The 22,679-nt window shown below is 69.4% G+C and carries 21 protein-coding genes and 1 tRNA gene; 9 read left to right on the top strand and 13 right to left on the bottom strand.

The features are described from left to right. Positions 1–71: 71 nt before the first annotated feature. The 6 genes from AB3M83_RS05720 to AB3M83_RS05695 all read right to left on the bottom strand — a co-directional run bounded on the left by AB3M83_RS05720 (position 72) and on the right by AB3M83_RS05695 (position 5,700). Positions 72–1,529, bottom strand: a complete 1,458-nt coding sequence (locus tag AB3M83_RS05720) for an aspartate ammonia-lyase (protein WP_412945820.1) — start codon at positions 1,527–1,529, stop codon at positions 72–74. Between the two features lie 104 nt (positions 1,530–1,633). Then, the gene (locus tag AB3M83_RS05715; protein ID WP_412945818.1) at positions 1,634–2,617 is read right to left on the bottom strand and encodes an aldo/keto reductase; all 984 of its coding nucleotides are present in this window, start codon (positions 2,615–2,617) and stop codon (positions 1,634–1,636) included. Further along, complete coding sequence (locus AB3M83_RS05710; protein WP_412945816.1) at positions 2,614–3,006, bottom strand: MerR family transcriptional regulator; 393 nt, start codon at positions 3,004–3,006, stop codon at positions 2,614–2,616. Before AB3M83_RS05710 ends, AB3M83_RS05715 begins: the two co-directional genes overlap by 4 nt. A gap of 44 nt (positions 3,007–3,050) precedes the next feature. Next, entirely contained in the window at positions 3,051–3,953 is a 903-nt protein-coding gene (locus AB3M83_RS05705) for a phosphodiesterase (RefSeq protein WP_412945814.1), read from the bottom strand. Positions 3,954–3,994: 41 nt separating this feature from the next. After that, positions 3,995–4,321, bottom strand: a complete 327-nt coding sequence (locus tag AB3M83_RS05700) for a peptidase (protein ID WP_412945812.1) — start codon at positions 4,319–4,321, stop codon at positions 3,995–3,997. Then, positions 4,318–5,700: an inorganic phosphate transporter gene (locus AB3M83_RS05695; protein WP_412945810.1), complete on the bottom strand. Its 1,383-nt coding sequence runs from the start codon at positions 5,698–5,700 to the stop codon at positions 4,318–4,320. Before AB3M83_RS05695 ends, AB3M83_RS05700 begins: the two co-directional genes overlap by 4 nt. A 171-nt stretch (positions 5,701–5,871) precedes the next feature. On the opposite strand from AB3M83_RS05695, the gene AB3M83_RS05690 reads away from it, so the two are divergent. The 7 genes from AB3M83_RS05690 to AB3M83_RS05660 all read left to right on the top strand — a co-directional run bounded on the left by AB3M83_RS05690 (position 5,872) and on the right by AB3M83_RS05660 (position 13,894). Then, positions 5,872–7,989 (top strand): S9 family peptidase, encoded by a 2,118-nt coding sequence (locus tag AB3M83_RS05690; protein WP_412945808.1) that lies wholly within the window; start codon positions 5,872–5,874, stop codon positions 7,987–7,989. A gap of 74 nt (positions 7,990–8,063) precedes the next feature. Continuing rightward, the gene (locus tag AB3M83_RS05685) at positions 8,064–9,005 is read left to right on the top strand and encodes a hypothetical protein (RefSeq protein ID WP_412945806.1); all 942 of its coding nucleotides are present in this window, start codon (positions 8,064–8,066) and stop codon (positions 9,003–9,005) included. A gap of 187 nt (positions 9,006–9,192) precedes the next feature. After that, the gene (locus AB3M83_RS05680; RefSeq protein ID WP_412945804.1) at positions 9,193–10,266 is read left to right on the top strand and encodes a TerC family protein; all 1,074 of its coding nucleotides are present in this window, start codon (positions 9,193–9,195) and stop codon (positions 10,264–10,266) included. A 69-nt stretch (positions 10,267–10,335) separates the two neighbouring features. Continuing rightward, complete coding sequence (locus AB3M83_RS05675; RefSeq protein WP_412945802.1) at positions 10,336–11,643, top strand: hemolysin family protein; 1,308 nt, start codon at positions 10,336–10,338, stop codon at positions 11,641–11,643. 10 nt (positions 11,644–11,653) lie between these two features. Then, complete coding sequence (locus tag AB3M83_RS05670; RefSeq protein WP_412945800.1) at positions 11,654–12,319, top strand: SDR family oxidoreductase; 666 nt, start codon at positions 11,654–11,656, stop codon at positions 12,317–12,319. Positions 12,320–12,386: 67 nt separating this feature from the next. Then, complete coding sequence (locus tag AB3M83_RS05665) at positions 12,387–12,863, top strand: GNAT family N-acetyltransferase (protein WP_412945799.1); 477 nt, start codon at positions 12,387–12,389, stop codon at positions 12,861–12,863. Between the two features lie 185 nt (positions 12,864–13,048). Then, a complete protein-coding gene (locus AB3M83_RS05660) occupies positions 13,049–13,894 on the top strand; it encodes an NPCBM/NEW2 domain-containing protein (RefSeq protein ID WP_412945797.1) in 846 nt (281 codons plus the stop codon). Positions 13,895–14,344: 450 nt separating this feature from the next. Here the strand turns inward: AB3M83_RS05660 and AB3M83_RS05655 are convergent, their stop codons facing one another. The 4 genes from AB3M83_RS05655 to AB3M83_RS05640 all read right to left on the bottom strand — a co-directional run bounded on the left by AB3M83_RS05655 (position 14,345) and on the right by AB3M83_RS05640 (position 16,779). Then, positions 14,345–14,614: a hypothetical protein gene (locus AB3M83_RS05655; protein WP_412945796.1), complete on the bottom strand. Its 270-nt coding sequence runs from the start codon at positions 14,612–14,614 to the stop codon at positions 14,345–14,347. Positions 14,615–15,255: 641 nt separating this feature from the next. Beyond that, positions 15,256–15,411, bottom strand: coding sequence for a hypothetical protein (locus AB3M83_RS05650; RefSeq protein WP_412945795.1), 156 nt, complete (start codon positions 15,409–15,411; stop codon positions 15,256–15,258). Between the two features lie 303 nt (positions 15,412–15,714). Continuing rightward, positions 15,715–15,790: transfer RNA gene (locus AB3M83_RS05645), tRNA-Thr, on the bottom strand. 32 nt (positions 15,791–15,822) lie between these two features. After that, positions 15,823–16,779, bottom strand: coding sequence for a DsbA family protein (locus tag AB3M83_RS05640; protein WP_412945794.1), 957 nt, complete (start codon positions 16,777–16,779; stop codon positions 15,823–15,825). Positions 16,780–17,013: 234 nt separating this feature from the next. On the opposite strand from AB3M83_RS05640, the gene AB3M83_RS05635 reads away from it, so the two are divergent. Both AB3M83_RS05635 and AB3M83_RS05630 read left to right on the top strand, forming a co-directional pair. Beyond that, positions 17,014–18,117, top strand: coding sequence for an ABC transporter ATP-binding protein (locus tag AB3M83_RS05635; protein WP_412945793.1), 1,104 nt, complete (start codon positions 17,014–17,016; stop codon positions 18,115–18,117). Between the two features lie 79 nt (positions 18,118–18,196). Beyond that, on the top strand, positions 18,197–19,507 hold the full coding sequence (locus AB3M83_RS05630) for a DUF4032 domain-containing protein (protein ID WP_412945791.1): 1,311 nt from the start codon (positions 18,197–18,199) through the stop codon (positions 19,505–19,507). Here AB3M83_RS05630 and AB3M83_RS05625 read toward each other — a convergent pair. The 3 genes from AB3M83_RS05625 to cysS form a co-directional block, all read right to left on the bottom strand. Continuing rightward, entirely contained in the window at positions 19,504–20,142 is a 639-nt protein-coding gene (locus AB3M83_RS05625) for an NAD(P)-dependent oxidoreductase (RefSeq protein WP_412945789.1), read from the bottom strand. The genes AB3M83_RS05630 and AB3M83_RS05625 overlap by 4 nt on opposite strands. 85 nt (positions 20,143–20,227) lie before the next feature. Next, positions 20,228–21,217 carry a 23S rRNA (guanosine(2251)-2'-O)-methyltransferase RlmB gene (gene rlmB / locus AB3M83_RS05620; protein ID WP_412945787.1) on the bottom strand — a complete coding sequence of 330 codons (990 nt, stop codon included), beginning with the start codon at positions 21,215–21,217 and terminating at the stop codon, positions 20,228–20,230. Then, complete coding sequence (cysS, locus tag AB3M83_RS05615; RefSeq protein ID WP_412945786.1) at positions 21,210–22,646, bottom strand: cysteine--tRNA ligase; 1,437 nt, start codon at positions 22,644–22,646, stop codon at positions 21,210–21,212. The genes rlmB and cysS overlap by 8 nt, the downstream gene beginning before the upstream one ends. Positions 22,647–22,679: the final 33 nt, after the last annotated feature.

The raw sequence follows: 22,679 nt of genomic DNA, 5'->3' as shown, positions 1-22,679 counted from the left end.
CTTCTGGTCGATGATCGGCCGATGTGTGTTCTCGACGCTACTGGGCGCGGGGTTCCCGCACCAAGCGATCGTCAGTTCCCGTCGACGTCGCCGGTCGCGCTGATGATGGGAATCGCGCGGGTCGCCACCTGCAGGCCCGACAGTCGCGCCGGCGACAGCTGCTTGGCGACGTCTTCTCGCGACATGAGACCGGCCTCGACCACGAGGTCGCCGACGTTCCGCTTGGTGAGCAGGGCCGTCTTGGCAAGAGCCGCCGCGGCGGCGTAGCCGATGAACGGGGTGAGGGCGGTGACCACGCCGACCGACGACCCGACCATCGCACCGAGCCGCTCGCGGTTGGCGGTGATGCCGTCGACGCAGTTGACGCGCAGCGTGCGCATCCCGCGGCGCATCCACGTGATGGACTGGAAGATCGAGTGCGCGATGACCGGCTCGAAGGCGTTGAGCTGCAGCTGCCCTCCCTCGACGGCCATCGTGACGGTGAGGTCGGCACCGGCCACGGCGTAGGCGATCTGGTTCACGACCTCGGGGATCACGGGGTTGACCTTGCCGGGCATGATGCTCGACCCGGCCTGGCGGGGCGGCAGGTTGATCTCGCCGAAGCCGGCCTGCGGACCGCTGGAGAGCAGGCGGAGGTCGTTGCTGATCTTGGAGAGCTTGATCGCATTGCGCTTGAGCGAGGACGAGAACGACATGAAGGCACCCGTGTCGCTCGTGGACTCGACGAGGTCCGCCGCGGTCTCGAGATCGAGGCCGCTGATCTCCCGCAGGTGCTTCAGCACCGACCCCGCGTAATCGGGATGCGTCGTGATCCCCGTGCCGATCGCGGTGGCGCCCATGTTGACCTCGTAGAGGAGGGAGGCATTCTCCCGCAGGCGGTGGTAGTCCTCGCCGAGCGTCGTGGCGAAGCCATGGAACTCCTGCCCGAGGGTCATCGGCACGGCGTCCTGCAGCTGGGTGCGACCCACCTTGAGGATGTCGTGGAACTCGCCGGCCTTCGCCAGGAACGACTGGCGGAGCAGGTCGAGCTCCTCGAGGAGCGATTTCAGGTCGAGCCCCAGCCCGATCTTGATCGCGGTCGGGTAGACGTCGTTGGTCGACTGGCTGCGGTTGGTGTGGTCGATGGGCGAGAGGAAGGCGTAGTCGCCTTTCTCGCGGCCCGCGATCTCGAGCGCGACGTTGGTGATGACCTCGTTCGCGTTCATGTTCGTCGAGGTCCCGGCACCGCCCTGGATCACGCCGACGACGAACTGGTCGTGGAACTCGCCCTCGATCACCCGCTGGGATGCCTGGTCGATGAGGTCGGCGTGCGTCTCCTCCAGGACGCCGATCTCCCGGTTCGCGCGCGCCGAGGCCTGCTTCACCATGGCGAGGGCGACGACCAGGTCCCGGTAGACGGAGATGGGTCGTTGCGAGATGGGGAAGTTCTCCAGCGCCCGGGCGGTGTGGATGCCCCAATAGGCATCCGCCGGGATCTCCATCGAACCGAGCGAATCGGTCTCCGTGCGCGTCGTTGCGTCCAGTGCCATGTGTCGTGTCCTCGTGGGTCTCACAGTGCTGCGGGGGTCTCCCCGAGCCTACCTGCGCGCCGCCGCGGACACGGGCGGCGCGCAGGGAGCTCGACCGGGCCTGGTCAGCGGTTCAGCGGCGACATGTCCGCGTAGCGGTCGCCGACCGGCGGGACCACCGCGCTCAGCGCCGCCACCTGCTCGGCGGTCAGCTGCAGCTGCGCCGCGGCGATGTTCTCCTCCAGCCGCTCGAGACGCCGCGTACCGGGGATCGGGACGATGTCATCACCCTGAGCGAGCAGCCACGCCAGCGCGACCTGCGCGGGCGTCGCGTCCGCGTCCGCGGCGACGCGCTCGATCTCCTCGACGATCCGGAGATTGGCGGCGATGGCGTCCTCGGCGAATCGCGGATTGCTCCGGCGGAAGTCGCCCTCGGCGAAGGCGTCGGTGGACCGGATCGCCCCGGTGAGGAAGCCCCGGCCGAGGGGCGAGTACGGCACGAATCCGATGCCCAGCTCCCGCAGCGCCGGCAGCAGCTCGACCTCGGGGTCGCGCGACCACAGCGAGTACTCCGTCTGCACGGCGGTCACCGGATGCACGGCATGAGCGCGTCGCACGGTGGCGACGGAGGCCTCGGAGAGGCCGTATCCGAGGATCTTCCCCGCCGTGATCAGCTCGGCGAGGGCTCCGACCGTGTCCTCGATCGGCACGGCCGGGTCCATCCGGTGCTGGTAGTAGAGATCGATGCGATCGGTCTGCAGCCGGCGCAGCGAGCCTTCGACCGACGCCCGCACGTTCGCTGCGCTGCCGTCGAGTCCGGGCTCGTCGCCATCCGCGTGTCGGATGGTGCCGAACTTGGTGGCGATGACCACCTCGTCGCGGCGGCCCGCCTCGGCGAGGGTGGCGCCGAGGAGCTCCTCGTTCGCGTACGGGCCGTAGATCTCGGCCGTGTCGAGGAACGTCACCCCCCTGTCCAGTGCACCGATGATCGTGCGCGCCCCACCCGCGTCGTCCTGTCCCGCCCCCGTGTAGAAGGCGCTGATGCCCATGAGGCCGAGGCCGAGCCGGCTGACCTGAGGTCCGTTCGTTCCGAGTGTGGTGGTGTTCATGAGATCTCCCTGTCGTAGATGTCGATCTTGTGGTCGATGGCGGCGAGGCTCGCCGTGACTTCCTGCAGGTTCCGCCGGACGGATTCGCGGTGATCCAGGAGCAGCTGCCGCCGCTCGGCGATGGTGGCATCCCCCTCGCGCACCAGCTCGGTGTAGCGGCGCATGGTCGCGATGGGCATCCCGGTCCAGCGGAGTCGCACGAGGAAGCGCACCCAGTTCACGTCCGCCTCCGAATAGCGCCGATGGGTCGAGGAGGCGCGGTCGATGGGCGCCAGCATGAGTCCGGCCCGCTCGTAGTAGCGGAGCGTGTGCACGGTCAGGCCGCTGGCGGCCGCGGCGTCGGCGATCGTGAGACCCGTCGCGGGAGAGGGCGAGGAGAGAAGGGACATGCCCTCACGGTAGGACTTCGAGCGCGCTCGAAGTCAAGCGGTCGTTACCGACGCTTGCGCGAGAACTCCTCGAGGCGCTGCTCGGGCGTGAGGGATGCCATGTGCGCCACCCATTCCGACGAGAAGAAATCCCCGGTCTCCGCTTCGACGACGGGGACGACGCTCGAGGTGATGGTGTCGTCGTAGACGTGGACGAGGTGGAACGACTGTCCGGCATCCATGCCGTTGACCTCGACCGCGGGACGCTGCAGGTTCATGGTGTAGCAGGTGGCGGAGGCGACGGTCACGGGGACGCCGGCGAACATGCCGCTCGTCGAGTAGTGGAGGTGGCCGGCGATGATGCCGCGGACGTCGGTCCCGGCGATGACCTCGGCCAGCTCGTGCTGTCGCTGCAGCTCGAGGATGTCGAACAGCGGCAGGTGACTCGGCAGCGGCGGGTGGTGCAGCGCGAGCAGCGTGCCGAGCGGCGCGGGCTCCGCGAGGACGTCGGCCAGCCACGCGAGCTGCGCGGCGTCGAGCTCGCCGTGGTGCCAGCCGGGCACCGTCGAGTCGAGCGCGATCAGGCGGAGACCACCCAGGTCCCATACGCCGGTGACGGGATCCTCGGTGCCGGGCTGATCGAACAGCCCCTCCCGCATCGCGGGCCGCTCGTCGTGGTTGCCGGCGACCCACACGAGCGGGGCGCCCAATCGCTCCGCGACCGGCTCGACGAGGTCGCGGAGGCGGCGGTACGCGGCGGGTTCGCCGAGGTCGGTCAGATCGCCCGTGATGACGATCGCGTCGGGACGGATGCCGGTGCGCTCCACCGCGGCGAGCGCCGCGACGATGCCGGCGGTGGAGTCGAAGCGTCCGCCGAGCGCGGCATCCCCCGCAAGCAGGTGCGTGTCGCTCAGGTGGACGAGGGACCGTGACGCAGGCGCGTGCTGACCGAAGGAGACAGGCTGCATGGGTTCAGCCTACGGATCGGTCCGGACGTCCCGCCGCGCGCTCAGTGGTTGAAGAGGATGAGCAGCAGGCCGCCGAGCACGGCGAGACCGCTCACCGAGAACGCGGCGTACGCGCCGACGAGGGCGAACCGCTTCTGCCCCACGGTGAGTGGACTCTTCTTGGCGGCCTTCGCCGCTGCCTTCGCGGCGCGGCGCCGCTCCTTCTCGCTGATGACCGCGATGGCGTCCGTGAACTCGGCCGGTGCCACGACCGGCGCGTGACCGGACCGGACCAGCAGGCGCAGACCGACGGCGTAGAACGTGACGACGATGGTCGCCGCGATGATCGCCGCGACGAACACCTGGAGGAAGGCGAACCAGTCGATCATCGGGTCTCTCCCTCGTCGTCGCGAGCGGTGGTGATGGGGGGCGCGGCCGGAGCGGTGTCGGGCGTCGCGGACCCCGCCATGTCGGGCACGGTGACCTCGGGGCCGTCCGCCGCCGGAGCCTCCGACGACTCGCCGGCGGGGCCCGCCTTCCCTGCCTTCGCGTTCTTGCCCGCGCGGGCGGCCTTCTCGGCCCGGCGCTGCCGACGCGTGGGCGGCGGGTTGCGCTTGACCTTGACGGCACGACCGGAGTGCGCGACCTCGCTCATCGCGTTCGACGACGTGACCTCGTTGCGGCGTGAGCGGAGGAAGATCGCCAGGATGATGATGACGGCGGCGATGGCCCCGATGATCACGCCGACGAGGTCGCCGAACCACACGACGAGCAGAGCGGCCAGGGCGCCCACGCCACCGGCGGCGGGCAGCGTCAGCAGCCAGCCGACCGCGATCTGACCGACGGTCCGCCACCGGACCTTCGACCCGCGGCGGCCGAGGCCCGAGCCGATCACCGAGCCGGATGCGACCTGGGTGGTGGACAGCGCGAAGCCGAGGGCGCTCGAGGCGAGGATCGTCGAGGCGGTGGATGCCTCGGCCGAGAAGCCCTGCGCGGGCTTCACGTCGGTCAGGCCCTTGCCGAGCGTGCGGATGATGCGCCATCCGCCCATGTAGGTGCCGAGCGCGATCGTGACCGCGCAGGCGACGACGACCCACAGCTGCGGCTCGTGATGGGCCGCGGACTGCCATCCGACGGTGATCATCGCGAGCGTGATGACGCCCATCGTCTTCTGCGCGTCGTTGGTGCCGTGCGCGAGCGCCACGAGTGACGAGGTGAAGATCTGCCCCCAGCGGAAGCCGTCGCGGCCATCGGGCTTGGAGTCGTAGCGACGCGTGACGGCGTACGCGATCTTCGTGGCGGCGAAGGCGATGATGCCGGCCGTCAGCGGCGCGATGAGGGCCGGCAGGACGACCTTCGACAGGACGACGCCGAAGTCGATCGCTGCGACGCTCGCGCCCACCAGGGTGGCGCCGATGAGGCCGCCGAACAGGGCGTGCGACGAGCTGGAGGGCAGCCCGAGCAGCCACGTGAGCATGTTCCACGTGATGGCGCCGACGAGTCCCGCGAAGATGATCGCCGGGAAGATGTCGACGGATATCTGGTCTTCGCGGACGATGCCGCCCGAGATCGTCTTGGCGACCTCGGTGGACAGGAACGCTCCGACGAGGTTCAGCGACGCGGCGAGCAGGACCGCGACCTTCGGGCGCAGAGCGCCCGTCGCGATCGGGGTCGCCATGGCGTTCGCGGTGTCATGGAAGCCGTTGGTGAAGTCGAAGAAGAGCGCCAGTGCGATGACGAGGACGACGATGAGGGCTGCGGTTTCCACAGTTCGCTTTCCGTCTTAGTTCGGGGGGAAACGGGTGCCGCGGCGATCGGCGTGCGAACGAAGAGTTCACCCTGACGTCATCAGTCGTTCAGTCGGGCCGGAGAAATCCTTGCACACGTTGGGCTGAGAGATAACCCACGACCCGGCCGAGCGGTCCGTTAGCGTGGAACGGTGACCACCGACGCCCCGCAGCCCCCCGTCGCCGACGCCCGCCCCTCGACCCGCACCCACCACGGCGACACCGTGGAGGATCGGTACGAATGGCTCCGCGACAAGGAGGACGCCGAGGTCATCGCGCATCTCGAGGCGGAGAACGCCTACACGGCTCAGCGCACGGATCACCTCGAGTCGCTGCGGGAGCGGATCTTCGAGGAGATCAAAGACCGTACGCTCGAGACCGATCTGTCGGTCCCCTCCCGACGCGGCGACTGGTGGTACTACGGCCGCACCGTGGCGGGCCAGCAGTACGGCATCCACTGCCGTGCCCCCATCGCGGACCAGGACGACTGGACGCCGCCGCTCCTCTCCCCCGACGCCGACGTTCCCGGCGAGCAGATCCTCCTCGACGGCAACGCCGAGGCGGCCGGTCACGACTTCTTCTCGCTCGGGAGCCTCGACATCACGAACGACGGCACGCGCATGCTGTACGGCGTCGACGTGGCCGGGGACGAGCGCTACACCCTGCGCATCCGCGACCTGACGACGGGCGCCGACCTCGACGACGTCATCGAGAAGACGTTCTCGGGGGCGGTCTTCTCCCCCGACGGACGCTTCGTGGTGTACACGACGGTCGACGATGCATGGCGCCCCGACACGGTGTGGCTCCACGAGGTGGGGACGGATGCCGCATCCGACCGCGTCATCTTCACCGAACCCGACGACCGCTACTGGGTCGGTGCCGGGTTCACCCGCAGCGACCGCTATCTGGTCATCGGTGTCGGATCGTCCATCACATCCGAGGAGTTCCTGGTCCCGGCCGACGACCTGACCGCCGAGCCGCAGTCGGTCTGGCCCCGGCGCGAAGGCGTCGAGTACTCGCTGACGCACGCGATCGTGGACGGCGAGGACGTCCTGTACATCGTCCACAACGACGGAGCCCTCGACTTCGAGCTGGTGCGTGTCGCGGCATCCGACCCGACGGGTGAACGGCACGTCGTCCTGGCGCACGAGCCGGGTCGCCGCCTGCTCGACGTGTCGGCCTACCGCGACTGGGCGATCGCCGAGTACCGTCGCGACGGGCTCGTGCGCGTCGGCATCCTCGATTACGCGACCGATGCGGTCCGCGAGATCGGGTTCGACGAGGAGCTGTACGCCGTCGGCGCCTCGGGATCGCCCGAGTGGGCGCCTCCCGTGATCCGGCTCGGCTACGCCTCGTTCGTCACCCCCAGCACGGTTTTCGATTACCACGTGGCGCAGGGAGAGCTGCTGCTCCGCAAGCAGCAGCCGGTGCTCGGCGGCTACGACGCGGACGAGTACGCCCAGGAGCGCGTGTGGGCCACGGCCGAAGACGGCACCCGCATCCCGGTGTCGCTGGTCTGGAAGCGGTCGTTCGGCGAGCTGGGCGATGCGCCCCGCCCGCTGCACCTCTACGGATACGGCTCGTACGAGCACTCCATCGAGCCCGGTTTCTCGGTCGCGCGCCTGTCGATGCTCGACCGGGGCGTCGTCTTCGCGATCGCGCACGTGCGCGGCGGCGGCGAGATGGGCCGGCAGTGGTACGAGGACGGCAAGCTCCTCCAGAAGCGGAACACGTTCACCGACTTCGTCGCCGTGGGCCGCGACCTCGTGTCGCGCGGATTCACCTCCCCCGACCGCCTGGTCGCCGAGGGCGGGTCCGCCGGCGGGCTGCTGATGGGTGCGGTCGCCAACCTCGCACCGGACCTCTTCGCCGGAATCGTCGCGGCGGTCCCGTTCGTCGACGCCCTGACGACGATCCTCGACCCCTCCCTCCCGCTCACGGTCATCGAGTGGGACGAGTGGGGTGACCCGCTGCACAACGACGACGTCTACGCGTACATGAAGTCGTACTCGCCCTACGAGAACGTGCGCGACGGCGTCGACTACCCGCGGATCCTGGCCGTGACCTCGCTCAACGACACCCGCGTGTTCTACGTCGAGCCGGCCAAGTGGGTGGCGCGACTGCGGGAGGTGGGCGCCGATGCGCTGCTCAAGTGCGAGATGGTCGCCGGTCACGGCGGCGTCAGCGGCCGGTACAACTCCTGGCGCGAGCGCGCGTTCGAGCTGGCCTGGCTGCTCGACGTGATGGGTCTCGCCGGCGCCGCGGACTGAGACGACGCGGCGGCGCGGGCGTCGGCGGAGCGCCCGCGTCACCGCATCTGCGACCCGTCGCATACTATTCGGCTGTGTCCTTCGAACGCCCCTTCCACGCCTCCGTGCGCATCGACCTCGATCTGGTCTGCACCCACCCCCAGGCGCTGCTGCGCAGCGCGCGGGAGAGCGGGCGGGCGGCGAGCTCGAAAGAAGCGACCGCCGACGCCGAGGCGGCGCTGCTCGCGCTGGTCGACGTCGGCGTCACGCCCGTTGCCCAGCATGTGGCGATGGTGGGGTCCATCAGGTCTGCGATCGTCAGCTCGGACTGGCGGGACGCCCGCGACAGCCGGCTGACCGGTGACACCGAGACGTCCGAGGTCGCGCGCACGGGATCCCGGCTCTCGGGCATCGACTGGGCGCTGAACGAGCTCTTCGCCGACGATCTCGCGCCGTCGGACGAGGCCGACAGCCTGCGACAGCGCACCCTGCTCAAGGGGCTGCTCTGGAACGCCTCGGTCGCCGTCGTGGAGTGCCTGTTCGAGGACGTCACGACCCTCGCCGACCGGACGGACGATCCCGCGGCCTGGCGGGACACCCATGTGATCTCGAAGCTGCCCTCTCGCTTCGCCCAGCATTACGATCGCTCGTTCGCGCAGAAGTTCCTCGCCGCCACCGTCGAGGTCACCTCGAGGTTCGCGGCCGCGTGGGTCTATCCGCAGACCGTCGCGCACGAACTCGGTCTCCGGATCGTCCTGGATGAGGCGGAGAGCAACGCCGACAAGGTGAGCGAGCCCATGCCCTACGCGTGGCGGGAGCACCTCGACCACGTCCTGTTCCAGGACCAGGACGTCGAGCGCCTCTACCTGACGGAGCAGGACATCGCCGACGGCCTCGACGACCCGATCCTGCAGGTCCCCCCGCTGGACTTCGCCAGCTGGTTCATCCCGTACCCGAACGCGAGCCCGTCGGTTCCCTACGCGAACGACGAACCGAAGGAGCCGGTCACGAGCGCGATGGACCCCCGGCTGGCCTGAACCGCCACCGGGCGCCTTCACAGGAACGGCATCCGGTCGTCCTCTACGATCAGAGGATTCCCAGGGGGAGTACTCCGACACGATCGGCTCGTCAGTACGGATGCCACGGCATCCCGGGCCGCCGGTCCCGCAGCGCGGGATGGAGAAGACTCTGGCGTCGTCCGCCACGCCCACAAGGAGCACCCCTGTGAACATCACCCCTCTCGTCTGGGGCGTCACGATCGCGATCACGATCGCGTTCTTCGTCTACGAGTTCTTCGCGCACGTCCGCAGGCCGCACGAGCCGAGCATCGCCGAGTCGGCCCGCTGGTCGGCGTTCTACATCGGCCTCGCACTGATCTTCGGCGTCATCATCGGCGTCGTCCCGGGATGGGGATGGGTCTACGCGGGCGAGTACTTCGCCGGCTACCTGACCGAGAAGGCGCTGTCGATCGACAACCTGTTCGTCTTCCTCATCGTGATGACCGGCTTCGCGGTGCCGAAGCGGTACCAGCAGAAGGTGCTGATGATCGGCATCGTGATCGCGCTGATCCTGCGCGGCGGCTTCATCGCGATCGGTGCGTCGCTCATCTCGAACTTCGCGTGGATCTTCTACGTCTTCGGAGCACTGCTGCTGTTCCTCGCGTACCGGCAGGCCTTCGGCTCGCACGAGTCCGACCCCGCCAACGGCCGGTTCATGCGCTGGGTGCGCCGCCACCTCGCCGTCACCGAGGAGTACCACGGTGACAAGCTGACCGTCCGGGAGAACGGCCGCCGCTACGTCACGCCGATGCTGCTCACCATCATCACGATCGGCTTCGTCGACCTGATCTTCGCGGTCGATTCGATCCCGGCGATCTACGGCCTCACGAACGAGGCGTTCATCGTCTTCACCGCGAACGCGTTCGCCCTCATGGGCCTGCGCCAGCTGTACTTCCTGATCGGCGGCCTGCTCGAGCGGCTCGTGTACCTCGCGCAGGGACTCGCCGTCATCCTCGCCTTCATCGGCGTGAAGCTCGTCCTGCACGCCATGCACGTCAACGAACTGCCGTTCATCAACGGCGGCGAGCCGATGCTGTGGGCCCCGGAGATCCCGATCTGGTTCTCCCTCCTGTTCATCGCGGTCACGATCGCCGTGGCCACGGTCGCGAGCCTCCTGAAGACCCGCGACGACCCGCGCCGCGGCGACCGCGACCGCGTGCAGGGCCAGCCGGTCACGACCGCACGGGACGAGTCGGCCTCCCCCGAGCGCGTCGACGACGGCCACCGCGGCGCACACTGACCTCGTGGGACACTGTCCCCACCGACCCGCGGCCGCCTTCCGGCCCCGACCCCCGAAGGAGCGCACGCGTTGAGCGGCGATCTCATCCTGAACATCGCCCTCGTCGTGGTGTTCGTCCTCATCGGCGGCGCCTTCGCCGCGACGGAGATGGCCCTGGTCACGCTCCGCGAGAGCCAGGTCAACGCCATCGCGGCGCGCGGACGCCGCGGTGCGAAGGTCGCCGCGCTCGCACGGAATCCGAACAGGTTCCTGTCGGCCGTGCAGATCGGCGTCACCGTCGCCGGCTTCGCATCGGCCGCGTACGGCGCGACGTCCCTCGCGCCGTCGGTGGCACCGCTGTTCCGGCTCTGGGGGGTGGCCGAGCCGCTCGCGCTGACACTCGCCACCGTCCTGCTGACGCTGATCATCGCCTACCTGTCGCTGGTGCTGGGCGAGTTGGTGCCGAAGCGGCTGGCCATCCAGCGGAACGCGCAGTTCGCCTACGCCGTCGCTCCGGTGCTCGGCGGCTTCGCGACCGTCATGCGACCGGTCATCTGGTTGCTCTCCGTCTCGACGGACGCTCTCGTGCGGCTGCTCGGCGGCGATCCCGATAAGACCGCGGAGCAGCTCACGGATGAAGAGGTGCGCGACATCGTGGCATCCCACGAGGGCCTGCCCGAGGACGAGCGGCGGATCCTCGACGACGTGCTGTCGCTCCGCGGCCGTCAGATCAGCGAGGTGATGCGGCCGCGGCCCGAGGTGACCGCCCTCGATGAGACGTCGACCGTCGGCGAGGCGGTCGACTACGTCCGCGACCTGCCGTTCTCGCGGTACCCGGTCACCGATACGTCGCTCGACGACATCGTCGGGTTCGTGCACGTGCGGGATCTGCTCGACGCCGTCCGCGACGCGCCGGACGCACCGCTGGAACGCGTCATCCGGCCGATGTCGTACTTCCCCTCGACGGCCGGACTGCTGCCGACCCTCACGCGCATGCGCGCCGAGAGCCATCACATCGCGGTCGTCGTCGACGAGTACGGCGGGACCGACGGCATCGTCACGCTCGAGGACCTCGTCGAGGAGGTCGTCGGCGAGATCTTCGACGAATACGACCCGGCGGCGTCCCCGGCCTCCGCGGACGGCCTCGTCGACGGGCGCCTCAACCTGCAGGAGTTCGCCGAGGCGACGGGCGTCGACCTCCCCCGCGGTGCGTCGGACACGGTCGCCGGCTTCGTCACGGAGCGGCTCGGACGACTGGCCGTGGTCGGCGACACCGTGACGGTGGGAGACGTCACGATCCAGGTCACGGCCCTCGACCGGCGCCGCATCGCCGAGGTGCGGGTCGCGCCGCGGCTCGTCGGCGACCCGTCGGCCGGCGAGGTCGGCCCGGCCGTCTAGCATTCGATCCATGCCCCTCGCACTGGTCACCGGAGCCGCGCGCTCGAACAGCATCGCCGCCGCCGTCGTGCCGCGGCTCCGGGCCGACGGCTGGACGGTGCTCACCAGCGACCTCGAGAGCGGCGACTACCCATGCGATCTCGCGGACCCCGGTGCGCCGGGAGACCTCATCGAACGCGTCCGGCGTGATCACGGGCCGCTGACGGGCCTGGTCCTCAGCCACGCGCACGATGTGGAGACGGGGATCCTCGACACGACCGCGGAGAGCTTCGACAGACACGTCGCGGTCAACGCCCGGGCGTCTCTCCTGCTCATCGCCGCGTTCGCGCGTCAGACGGATGCCGCGGGCGGCGCGGTCGTCGCGTTCACCAGCGACCACACGACGGGGAACCTGCCCTACGGCGCCTCGAAGGGCGCGCTGGACCGCATCGTCATCTCCGCCGCCCGGGAGCTCGGGCCGAGGTCGATCTCGGCGAACGTCGTCAACCCGGGACCCGTCGACACGGGATGGATGGACGACGACACCCGCCAGACGCTGCTCGCCGCTCAGCCTCTCGGGCGGGCGGGGACGCCCCGCGACATCGCCGGGGTGACGGCGTTCCTCCTCTCCCCTGAGGGTCGCTGGATCAGCGGTCAGCTCCTCCACGCCGACGGCGGGTTCTCCGCCCGCTACTGAGCGGCGGCTGCCTGTGGCGGAATCCTGTCGCCGGAGGGCGATCGGCCAACCTGCGTAGCATGCCGACATGACGACGATCCACGTGCGGGCAATGACCCTCGACGAGTACGAGGAGTGGCAGGAGGCCCTCGCGGCGGACTATGCCGACGAGCAGGTGCGCGCCGGCCGGTGGCGGGCGGAAGGCGCCGTGCCGCGCGCCCGGGAGGAGAATGCGGAGCTCCTCCCCCGCGGGCTCGATACCCCGCGGATGCTCCTGCTCCGCGGTGTCACCGATGCCGGACAGGCCGTCGGCCGCGCCTGGGTCGCCCTCGATCACCCGCGGGGCGCCCCGGACACGGCCTTCCTCTACGACATCGAGGTCGAGGCCCCGCTCCGGGGCGCGGGCTTCGGTCGGGCCCTGCTGGACGCCGTCGAGGCGGCGACCCGGGCGGCCGGAGCGGCGTCACTCGAACTCAATGTCTTCGGGACGAACGGCGCTGCGATCCGGCTCTACGAGACGAACGGGTACACCGTGACCACTCAGCAGATGAGGAAGCGCCTGTGACGGTGTGACGGGTGCCGTTGGTGATGAGCACGGTCACCCTCGCGCGGATTGTGTGCCTGGTGACTGCGAGTCCTGAGGCGAGCGGAGCGCTTGGCGTGAGTGGAAGCTGGTCCGTCGGCACGTTCGCGCCCTAGACTGCGAGCGCGCGGGGTCATGGGGGTCCCGGCACGTTCTGGGGAGAACTCATGCAGACATCTGCATCCATGCGGTCGCGCGTCGGCATCGCGACCGTCGTCGCTGTCGTCGGCCTCAGCCTGATCACAGCGCCCAGCCCGGCTTCGGCTGCCGAGCGGACCGCGATCAGCATCACGAAGATCGCGGCCTCGAGCGGAAAGACCGTCATCGCAGGTGAGACTCTCGTCCTCACGGGAAAGGCGTCGGCCAACCTCAAAGGGAAGAAGCTCACCGTGCAGGCGAAGATCGGGAAAAGCTGGAAGACGCTCGGCGCCACCCCGAAGGTGAGCTCGAAGCGCACCTTCACCGCCAAGGTGAAGACCGTCGGCCTTGGGAAGACGACATACCGTGTCTTGTTCCCGGGGACCACCAAGGGACGGGATCTCGGCAAGTCCAACGACACGAGATCCACGACAGTGTGGAAGTGGTTCCCGCTGGCTGACCAGAGGATCGTTGAGTACAAGGCGTCCTACGGCTGGTACGAGCCCTATCCGACGGCTGCGACAGTGGCCGGTGTCTACTATCCGAATGCGCTGGTGGGTCGGTCCAAGCACGACCGTGTCGCTTGGTCGGATTTCAATCTGTCCTTCCAATGCAAGCAATTCCGATCCCTCGCCGGCACGGATGACACCTCGCCCGCGTCGAGCAGTGGGACCAGCTTCGTCAGCATCGACGGGGTCACGCCCGGAACGGCATCCGTCCCGCTGAAGCTGGGTAAGCCGACACCCCTCACGCTCAACGTCACCGACGCGATGCGCCTCCGGCTGTCTGTTGTCTCGCCGAACAAGGACGTCGTCAAGGCGGTCTGGGCCAACGCGAAGATCCTCTGCAAGCAGAACGTCAACCCGAAGGACTGAGTTCGGCCTCCAGACCACAGAACAGCCCCCGGCCGGCGTCCGAAGACGCCCTTGAGCCACGCGAGCGAGTCTTGACCGCGCAGAACTCGAGGCCGGCTCGGCGCGCCGGTCCGCGATTGTCCAAACGACGACGCGATCGCGTCGCCGCCGGACCAGAACGGACGCCTGCCAGCGGGAGTCGCATACGAAGGCCGCGTCCGGTCCCGGATGGGGAAAAACCCCTTCCGCCCGGATGGTCGCTGCGACCCCAGAAGCCGAAGGAGAAGAGTCGTGCTGGACGTCTGCCATCCTGGGTGGTCGGTTCGAGAGCGCCCGAGCGGGGATCGGGACCTGCCGAAGGACCTTGCCGGGGGCGCTTCGCTGTGCGGCGCAACAACAAACAGCCCCGGCCAGCGTCTGAAGACGCCAGCCGGGGGGCCTGAACCTCGTGCGGTGCGTTCGCGCCGCAACTCAGGTCAGCTCGTCGAAATGCGGCGGCAGACGGCGCGCGTCTAGCGTTGCGGTACCGGGAGTCGATGGCGTCTCGGTTGCGATCGCTACCTGGCTGTTGGGGGTGATCAGGACCCGCACGGAGCGCTCACCAGCCATCGGGAGGGAGACGAAATCTGCGCCGACGCGGTTTGCGGCTACCACCTGGCGAGCGAGCTCTTCGACATCGACATCACCTGCCAGAACGTAGAGCGACCCGTTCACCGAGATCGTCGCGCGCGTCGTTGTCATCCGGGGAGGGTAGGCGCGGAACTTCCGACGAAGAGGGGGCCTTGGCATCCCCGCGACGGGGCGCGCACGCCCAGCTCCTGGCGGTGGTGCCGATCTCCGCGGTCCCCGAAAGGTGGAGACCCCGCCGGTGTCGCACTGGGGGTTACGAGACCTCTGAAAGACGAGGTCCCCACAGCCCCGACACTAGGCTCATCCGCCCCACTTAGCGAGGCCCCCGGAACAGGATCCCCTCACAACCGCTCCCCCCAGAGGAGTCGAGAGAGGACCCACCCATTCCAAGAACGCGATCGAAGATCGTCGGCGCGTGGTGGGGCTCCGGGGCGTAAGCGGTGGGTGCTGATTCCTAGTCCGCCTACATTCGTGAGGATCGCACGGAATCGGGCCGAGCGATAGAGGGACCCCGAAACGCCGAAAGCTCCCCTCCCAGCCGCGAAGGCTGGGAGGGGAGCTTCCTGGGGGGTGTAGCTACGAGCCGCCGATGCACACCGGTCGCCCGCTCACCGGGCGAGGACTCTCGCGGACAGCGGGTCGCAGCTATTGATCGATGAGCGTAGCGGCGTAGGCGGCCGACGCGCCAGGCCAGCCGTCGGGGGACGCGACCGGGGCGTCAAGCTCAATCCGAACTTTGTGTGGGCGAGTGATCAGGGCTTGCCGTCGTCAACCCACCGGGTGTGTGAGCGGAGCGCATGCGACACCGCTGTGCGGATGACTGCGTAGAAGATCAGCAGCGTAACGACAAATGCGAGCAGCCCGCCGACGACGTAAACCAAGCTCCAGAGCGCGAAGGTATCCCCCATGCGGTCACCATACTGGCTTCGGTAGCGCGTCAGCTGTCACGAGCATGCAACACGGGCGGCGTCCTGTCGGCGGATGAGCAGCAAGCACAGGCGCGGGGTCCGGAAGCCAGGAACACTCGCGTGGATCCTCGTCGGCGTTGCCGTTCTCGCGGCCGCAGTGCACATCTATCGGCTGCGCCGGCTCCTCGCCGAGGAGGAGAGCCAAGTCCTCAAAGCCGCTCCGCAAAACGGAGAGTAAACGGCGAATCGCCCCCGCATCTTCGAACAGAGCGGGGGAGATTTCTGCGTCTGACCTCGGGTTGTTGGTGCCGGCTACAGGACTTGAACCTGCAACCCCCGTATTACAAGTACGGTGCGCTACCAATTGCGCCAAGCCGGCAGACCGCCCAGTCTACGGGCAGTCCGGCTCGGTCACCGTTCCGGGGTGGCTGTCGCCGTGGGCGTCGGGCTGACCAGCTCGGCCTGCTCCTTGTAGAACGCGTCGCTCGCGCTCGTCAGCACGAACTGCGAGAACTCCGCGGCATCCGTCAGCGATCCCATGTACGGATTCCCGTTGACGAGGATCATCGGCGTCCCGGTGAGCGTCAGGTCGTCGGTCGCCGGGATGCCGGCGATCGCGCGCTCGGTGGCATCCTTCGCCCAGCCGATGAAGTCGCCGTCCTCGATGCACGCGCGGACCTGCTTCGGATTCTCCGCACCGATGGCCTGCGCGATGTCCGCGAGCTCGACGTCGGAGAAGCCGTCCGAGTCGATCGCCGGCTGCCGGGAGAGCAGTTCGCCGTTGAAGGCGAAGAAGACATCCTCGGCATGCGTCGCGACGCACGCGGATGCCGCTGCTGCGCGCAGGGAGTACTTGGTGCCGTTCGACTTCGCCGTGAGCATCGACACCGGGTGGTACGAGAGCGTCGCCGCGCCGTCCCCGACCCAGGTCATCAGCTGCTGCACGTTGGCGAGGTGCCAGTCGCGGGCGCCCGGGGAGAGGTAGTCGACGTAGACCCGGATGTCGACGGGCGCAGCGGCCACCTCGGACGCGCCGGGCGTCGGCGTGGCCGTCGCGTCGGCCGAGGGAGTCGGGGTCGCATCGACGATCCCCGCCTGGCTCGTCGCGGCACCGGTGATCGATGTGATGGCGAAGCCGTCGGCCGTCACGGTGCGCGGCTCGAGGTCGCTGTCGCCCATCGTGGCGCTGACCGACCACACGACGACGCCGACGACGACGGCGACGACGAGCGCGGCCAGAGCGCTGAGTCCGACGCGGCGCGCGGTGCGGGCGCGCGACTGACGGGCGTGGACGAGCTGAGCCTTCTCACGGACGGCCTCGCGCCGGTCTGGCGCCGCCGGCGTGTTCTCGCCTGAGTCGGTGGACATGGAACCTCGAAGAGAAATCTGTGGTGCGGCCGTCGGGACGGCGGGCCGCCCGGGTATCGGCGACTCTCCCGATGTTAGTCAGAGGTCCTGGGGAAAGGCTGACGAGGGCTCACGCGCAGCGGCGTGCGCGTTCTGCCATACTGAAGACGCACCCGATGAAGGGTGTGCGGGGTGACCCCGCTCGCTTCACAACGGATCGTCCGGCACGTACCTGCCGGTGAAGGAGAAGAAACAATGGCGTCCGTCACATTCGACAACGCGACCCGTCTGTACCCCGGCGGCACTCGCCCCGCGGTCGACAAGCTCAACCTCGAGGTCGCCGACGGCGAATTCCTCGTTCTGGTCGGCCCCTCCGGCTGCGGCAAGTCCACGTCGCTCCGCATGCTCGCCGGCCTCGAAGAGGTCAACTCGGGCAGCATCCGCATCGGCGACCGCGACGTCACCGATGTTCCCCCGAAGGACCGCGACATCGCGATGGTCTTCCAGAACTACGCGCTGTACCCGCACATGACCGTTGCCGAGAACATGGGCTTCGCCCTGAAGATCGCAGGCGTCAACAAGGAGGAGCGCGCCCAGCGCGTCCTCGAGGCGGCGAAGCTCCTCGACCTGGAGGAGTACCTGACCCGCAAGCCGAAGGCGCTCTCGGGCGGTCAGCGTCAGCGCGTCGCCATGGGCCGTGCCATCGTCCGTCAGCCCCAGGTCTTCCTCATGGACGAGCCGCTGTCGAACCTCGACGCCAAGCTCCGCGTTCAGACCCGCACCCAGATCGCGTCGCTCCAGCGCCGCCTGGGCGTCACCACGGTCTACGTCACCCACGACCAGACCGAGGCGCTCACGATGGGCGACCGCATCGCCGTCCTGAAGGACGGTCTCCTGCAGCAGGTCGGCACCCCGCGCGACCTGTACGAGAAGCCGAACAACGTGTTCGTCGCCGGTTTCATCGGCTCGCCCGCCATGAACCTGTTCCCGGCCGACCTGGCCGAGGGCGGCATCCGCTTCGGTTCGGAGGTCGTCCCGCTCGACCGCGACACCGTCGGCCGTGCGCACGGCAGCCAGGTGACGGTCGGCGTCCGCCCCGAGGACATCGAGGTCGGTCCCGCAGACGGCAAGGGCCTGTCGGTCCAGGTCGACCTGGTCGAGGAGCTCGGCGCGGACGGCTACCTGTACGGCCACACCGACATCAACGGCAAGCGCACCGACATCGTCGCGCGCGTCGACGGCCGCAGCCACCCGAACGCGGGCGAGACCGTGACCCTGGCCGCGAAGCCGGGCCACGTCCACGCCTTCGACCTCGAGACGGGCGACCGTCTGAACGACAAGGCGATCGCCTCGATCTGATCGTCATCAGCAGCAGTGTCGCGGCGCGGGCGGGTCTTCGGACCTCCCGCGCCGCGATGCGTTCTCCGGAGGTCCTCGCGTGGTCCATTCGTTGAGCATCACCGCCAGCAGCGTCGATGCCGGGCTCCTCGCCCTGCCCTGGTCGACGCCGCTCGGCGAGTGGCCGAACGAGACGATCGTCTCGCTGCCGAAAGGCCTGTCACGTCACCTCGTCCGCTTCGCGAACCTCTCCGGTCGCGTCGTCGCCGTCAAGGAGACGACCTCGGAGATGGCGCGCCGCGAGTATGAGATGCTCGGCTCCCTCGCCCGCCTGGACGTCCCCTGCGTCGGCCGCGTGGCGGTCATCGACGGGCGCCGCACCCCCAAGGGCGAGGAACTCCCCGCCGCTCTCGTGACGGCGCACCTGCGCTTCTCTCTCCCCTACCGCGCCCTCTTCACGCAGGTGCTCCGCCCCGACACGGCCACGCGTCTGGTCGACGCCCTCGCCGTGCTCCTGGTGCGTCTGCACACGGTCGGCTTCTTCTGGGGCGATGTCTCACTGTCGAACACGCTCTTCCGGCGGGATGCCGGCGCCTTCGCCGCCTACCTCGTCGACGCCGAGACCGGCGAGCTCCACGAGGGCGGTCTCACCCCCGGCCAGCGCGCGCACGACCTCGACGTCGCGCGGACGAACATCGCGGGCGAGATCATGGACCTCGAGGCCGGCGGACGCCTGGAGGGCGGCGTGGACGCCGTCGCCGTCGCCGACGGCATCATGTCGTCCTACCACTCGCTGTGGAGCGCCCTCACCGACACCGAGAGCTTCGCCGCGAACGAGACGTGGCGCATCACCGAGCGGGTCCAGCGGCTCAACGGCCTCGGCTTCGACATCGGCGAGATGTCGATCGACGAGACCGCCGACGGCGCCCGCGTCCTCATCCAGCCGAAGGTGGTGGATGCCGGTCACCACCAGCGTCGTCTGCTGCGGCTCACCGGACTCGACGTCCAGGAGAATCAGGCGCGCCGCCTGCTCAACGACATGGACGAGTTCGCCGCCCGCGTGTCGCGCCTGGGCAGCGACGAGGAGATGGTCGCGCACGAGTGGCTCACCCGCGTCTTCGAACCGATCGTGAAGGCGATCCCGTGGGACCTCCGCAGCAAGCTCGAGCCGGCGGAGGTGTTCCACCAGGTGCTCGAGCACCGGTGGTACATGTCGCAGGCCCGCGGCCGATCCGTCCCGATCGCCGAGGTCCTGTCGTCCTACATCGACGGAGTCCTCCGGCACCGTCGCGACGAGGCGACCGTGATGGGCCCGCCCACCGAGACGACGGCGATCCCCGTCATCACCGGCGCCGTGGTGGCGCCGGGTGACGAGGACGACGACGAGGTCGACTGGCGCGACCTCGTCTAGTAGCCGACGGTGAAGCGCTCGCGGGAGTGCTTGGGCGACTCGATCTCGTCGACGACCGCGACACCGAGGTCGGGACCGGAGATGAAGGACTCGCCGTCCTCGCCCGTCACGAGGACGTCGCCGCCGTCGCGATAGGTGCCGGTGCGCTCCCCCGGCGCCCACACGCCGAACCCGGCGGCGGGATGCACGTAGAACCAGTCCCGGCCGGTGGCGTCGGACTTGAGGTCGCCGAGGATGTCGATGGCTTCGAGCGCCTCGGGCTTGAACTCGTCGGGGAACCCGCTGTCCACCAGTCGGGGGCCTTCCGGTGCGACGAGGCTGCCGCCGGCGCCGCCGATCACCCCGACGCGGACCTCGGCGGGAAGCTGCACGAGGAGTTCGGCGACCGACGGGCGGACCTTGCCGGCCATGTCGCCGCGCGGCGCCACGGAGACGACGACGACCTCCACTCCGTCGAGCTCGGCGGCGAGGGCGGGTGCGTCGAGCAGGGTGCCCTCGACGTAGGTCGCCCCGTCGATCCGATCGGCGGGGAGCGTCCGGGCGACCGACACGACGGTGTGGCCGCGGGTGACGGCTTCTCGGACGATGTGGCTGCCGGCGTAGCCGGTGCCGCCGATCACGGCGATGCGGGTCATGGGGGTCCTCTCGATGGATGCCTGTCAGGATCAAGGCGTCCCGAACGGACCCTATTCCCTCAGCGTCGCCGCGCGGCGACGTGGCTCACTGCTGCGCGGCGCGCAGCGTGGACACCTGGTAGAGCGCGACGGACGCGGCGATGCCGGCGTTCAGCGACTCGGTGGCCGCGTTGATTGGAATGGAAACGATCTGGTCGCACGTCTCGGTCACGAGCCGGGACAGTCCCTTGCCCTCGGAGCCGACCACGATGACGACCGGACGGTCGGCGAGCTCGAGTGCCGGCAGCGAGACGTCGCCGCCGCCGTCGAGTCCCAGGACGAAGACGCCCTGCTTCTTGAACTCCTTGAGCGTCGTCGTGAGGTTCGGCGCGATCGCGACGGGAACGCGGGCCGCGGCGCCGGCACTGGTCTTCCACGCCGCCGAGTTGACGCCCGCGGACCGACGCTGCGGCACGATGACGGCCTGCCCGCCGAAGGCCGCCGTGGAGCGGATGATGGCGCCGAGGTTCCGCGGATCGGTCACGCCGTCGAGTGCCACGAACAGGGGCAGCTCGTCGCGGTCGATGACCTCCTCCAGGAGGTCCTGCGGGTGCGCGTACTCGTACGGCGGCACCTTCAGGGCGACGCCCTGGTGCACGCCGTCGAAGCCGGCCATACGGTCGAGCTCCTGGCGCGTGACCTCGAGCACGGGGATGCCCCGGTGCGTCGTGATCGACAGCATCTCCTTGACGCGGTCGTCCATCTCCACGCGCTGCGCGATGTAGAACGCGGTGGCGGGGATCTTCGCGCGCAGCGCTTCGAGGACGCTGTTGCGGCCCGTGACGGTCTCGGTGTCATCGCCCGCCTTGGACTTCGCCGAGCGGTTGGAGGACTGTCGCTGCTGCGACGTCTTCCCGCCGGCGGCGACATAGCGCTCCTGTGCGGCCTTCCGCTTGCCGGCCGGGTGCCAGGCCCGGTCCTCGGCCTTCGGGGTCGGGCCGCGACCTTCGAGCGAGCGGCGGTTCTTGCCGCCGGTGCCCTTCGTGGGGCCCTTCTTCTTGCCGCGTCCCGCGGACGGGTTTCCGAACTTAGCCATTTTCCAAACTCCAATGGGTCCCTTCGGGACCGTCTTCGAGGACGATGCCGGCCGCCGCGATCGCGTCGCGGATGCGGTCGGCTGCCGCCCAGTCCTTGTTCGCGCGGGCATCCGCGCGCTGATCGATCATGGTGCGCACGAGCGTGTCGAGCGCGTCGCCCGCCGGCGCTCCGGCGCCCTGCTGCCACTGCGCCGCCGTCGGGTCGATGCCGAGCAGTCCCGTCATCTCACGGACCTGCCGGCCGGCCAGCCGGGCGTCGCCTGCGTCGCCGGCGTCGAGTGCGGCATTGCCGCGGCGGACGGTCTCGTGCACCACGGCAAGGGCCTGCGGCACCGCGAGATCGTCGTCGAGCGCAGCGCCGAAGGCGTCCGGCAGCGCGTCGGCGCCCGCGGACTCGTCGTCATCCGCGGGGCGGTCGGCGGGCCACGCGACGGGGCTGTCCATGCGGGAGACGCGGCCGAGGAAGGTGCGGATGCGGTCGAGGGCCGCCGCCGCATCGTCGAACGTGCTCGTGGAGATGTCGAGGTTCGAGCGGTAGTGCGCGGCGGCGAGCGCGTAGCGCACGACCAGCGGGTCGACCTCCGCGAGGACGTCCTCGGCGAGGAGGAAGTTGCCGAGCGACTTCGACATCTTCTGGTCGCCGACGGTGACGAGTCCGTTGTGGACCCAGTAGCGGGCGAAGGCGTCGCCTGCGGCGGTCGACTGCGCGAGCTCGTTCTCGTGGTGCGGGAACCGCAGGTCGAGTCCGCCGCCGTGGATGTCGAACTCGGGCCCGAGGTAGCGGCGGCTCATCGCGGAGCATTCGATGTGCCATCCGGGACGGCCGGTGCCCCACGGCGAGGGCCAGGAGGCATCCGCCGGCTCGCCCCCCTTCGCGCCCTTCCACAGCGCGAAGTCTCGGGGGTCCCGCTTGCCGCGAGGATCGGCGTCGGCGGCCGGCTCCATCGCGTCGAGCGACTGCCGGGTCAGCGAGCCGTAAGAGGCCCACGACCGGACGTCGAAGTAGACGTCGCCGGATGCCGCGTAGGCGTGACCGGCGTCGATGAGGCGGGCGATCAGTTCCTGCATCTGCGGAACGGATGCCGTCGCCCGCGGCTCGTACGTCGGCGGCAGGATCCCCACGGCGCGATAGGCGCCCGTGAACTCCTGCTCCATGCGGTAGGCCAGCGCCCACCAGGTCTCCTCCGACGTCGCGTTCGCGAGGACCTTGTCGTCGATGTCGGTGACGTTCCGGACGAACGTCACGCGACCGAAGCGATGCGCGAGCCAGCGGCGCAGGATGTCGAAGCAGAGCGCGGCGCGCACATGGCCGATGTGGGGGCCGGACTGCACCGTCGGACCGCACACGTACATGGTGACGTTCGACGGGTCCAGGGGCGCGAAATCGCGCAGCGCCTGCGCCTGGGTGTCATAGAGCCGAACCGTCACCGGTCCATGCTACCCGCGGCGGTCTGACGCACC

The organism is Microbacterium pasadenense (assembly GCF_047246565.1).
In the GTDB taxonomy this organism is placed as follows: Bacteria; Actinomycetota; Actinomycetes; order Actinomycetales; family Microbacteriaceae; genus Microbacterium.
Note: the sequence above shows the minus strand (reverse complement) of the source record. Positions and strands in the feature narration are given on the sequence as shown.

Excerpts from the sequence above, each read along its gene's own strand:
- AB3M83_RS05720 (WP_412945820.1), bottom strand. The coding sequence starts at position 1,529 with ATGGCACTGGACGCAACGACGCGCACGGAGACCGATTCGCTCGGTTCG.
- rlmB (WP_412945787.1), bottom strand. The coding sequence starts at position 21,217 with ATGGCTAAGTTCGGAAACCCGTCCGCGGGACGCGGCAAGAAGAAGGGC.
- AB3M83_RS05660 (WP_412945797.1), top strand. The coding sequence starts at position 13,049 with ATGCAGACATCTGCATCCATGCGGTCGCGCGTCGGCATCGCGACCGTC.
- AB3M83_RS05710 (WP_412945816.1), bottom strand. The coding sequence starts at position 3,006 with ATGTCCCTTCTCTCCTCGCCCTCTCCCGCGACGGGTCTCACGATCGCC.
- AB3M83_RS05650 (WP_412945795.1), bottom strand. The coding sequence starts at position 15,411 with ATGGGGGATACCTTCGCGCTCTGGAGCTTGGTTTACGTCGTCGGCGGG.
- AB3M83_RS05715 (WP_412945818.1), bottom strand. The coding sequence starts at position 2,617 with ATGAACACCACCACACTCGGAACGAACGGACCTCAGGTCAGCCGGCTC.
- AB3M83_RS05625 (WP_412945789.1), bottom strand. The coding sequence starts at position 20,142 with ATGACCCGCATCGCCGTGATCGGCGGCACCGGCTACGCCGGCAGCCAC.
- AB3M83_RS05670 (WP_412945800.1), top strand. The coding sequence starts at position 11,654 with ATGCCCCTCGCACTGGTCACCGGAGCCGCGCGCTCGAACAGCATCGCC.
- AB3M83_RS05705 (WP_412945814.1), bottom strand. The coding sequence starts at position 3,953 with ATGCAGCCTGTCTCCTTCGGTCAGCACGCGCCTGCGTCACGGTCCCTC.
- AB3M83_RS05665 (WP_412945799.1), top strand. The coding sequence starts at position 12,387 with ATGACGACGATCCACGTGCGGGCAATGACCCTCGACGAGTACGAGGAG.
- AB3M83_RS05655 (WP_412945796.1), bottom strand. The coding sequence starts at position 14,614 with ATGACAACGACGCGCGCGACGATCTCGGTGAACGGGTCGCTCTACGTT.
- AB3M83_RS05635 (WP_412945793.1), top strand. The coding sequence starts at position 17,014 with ATGGCGTCCGTCACATTCGACAACGCGACCCGTCTGTACCCCGGCGGC.
- AB3M83_RS05700 (WP_412945812.1), bottom strand. The coding sequence starts at position 4,321 with ATGATCGACTGGTTCGCCTTCCTCCAGGTGTTCGTCGCGGCGATCATC.
- AB3M83_RS05640 (WP_412945794.1), bottom strand. The coding sequence starts at position 16,779 with ATGTCCACCGACTCAGGCGAGAACACGCCGGCGGCGCCAGACCGGCGC.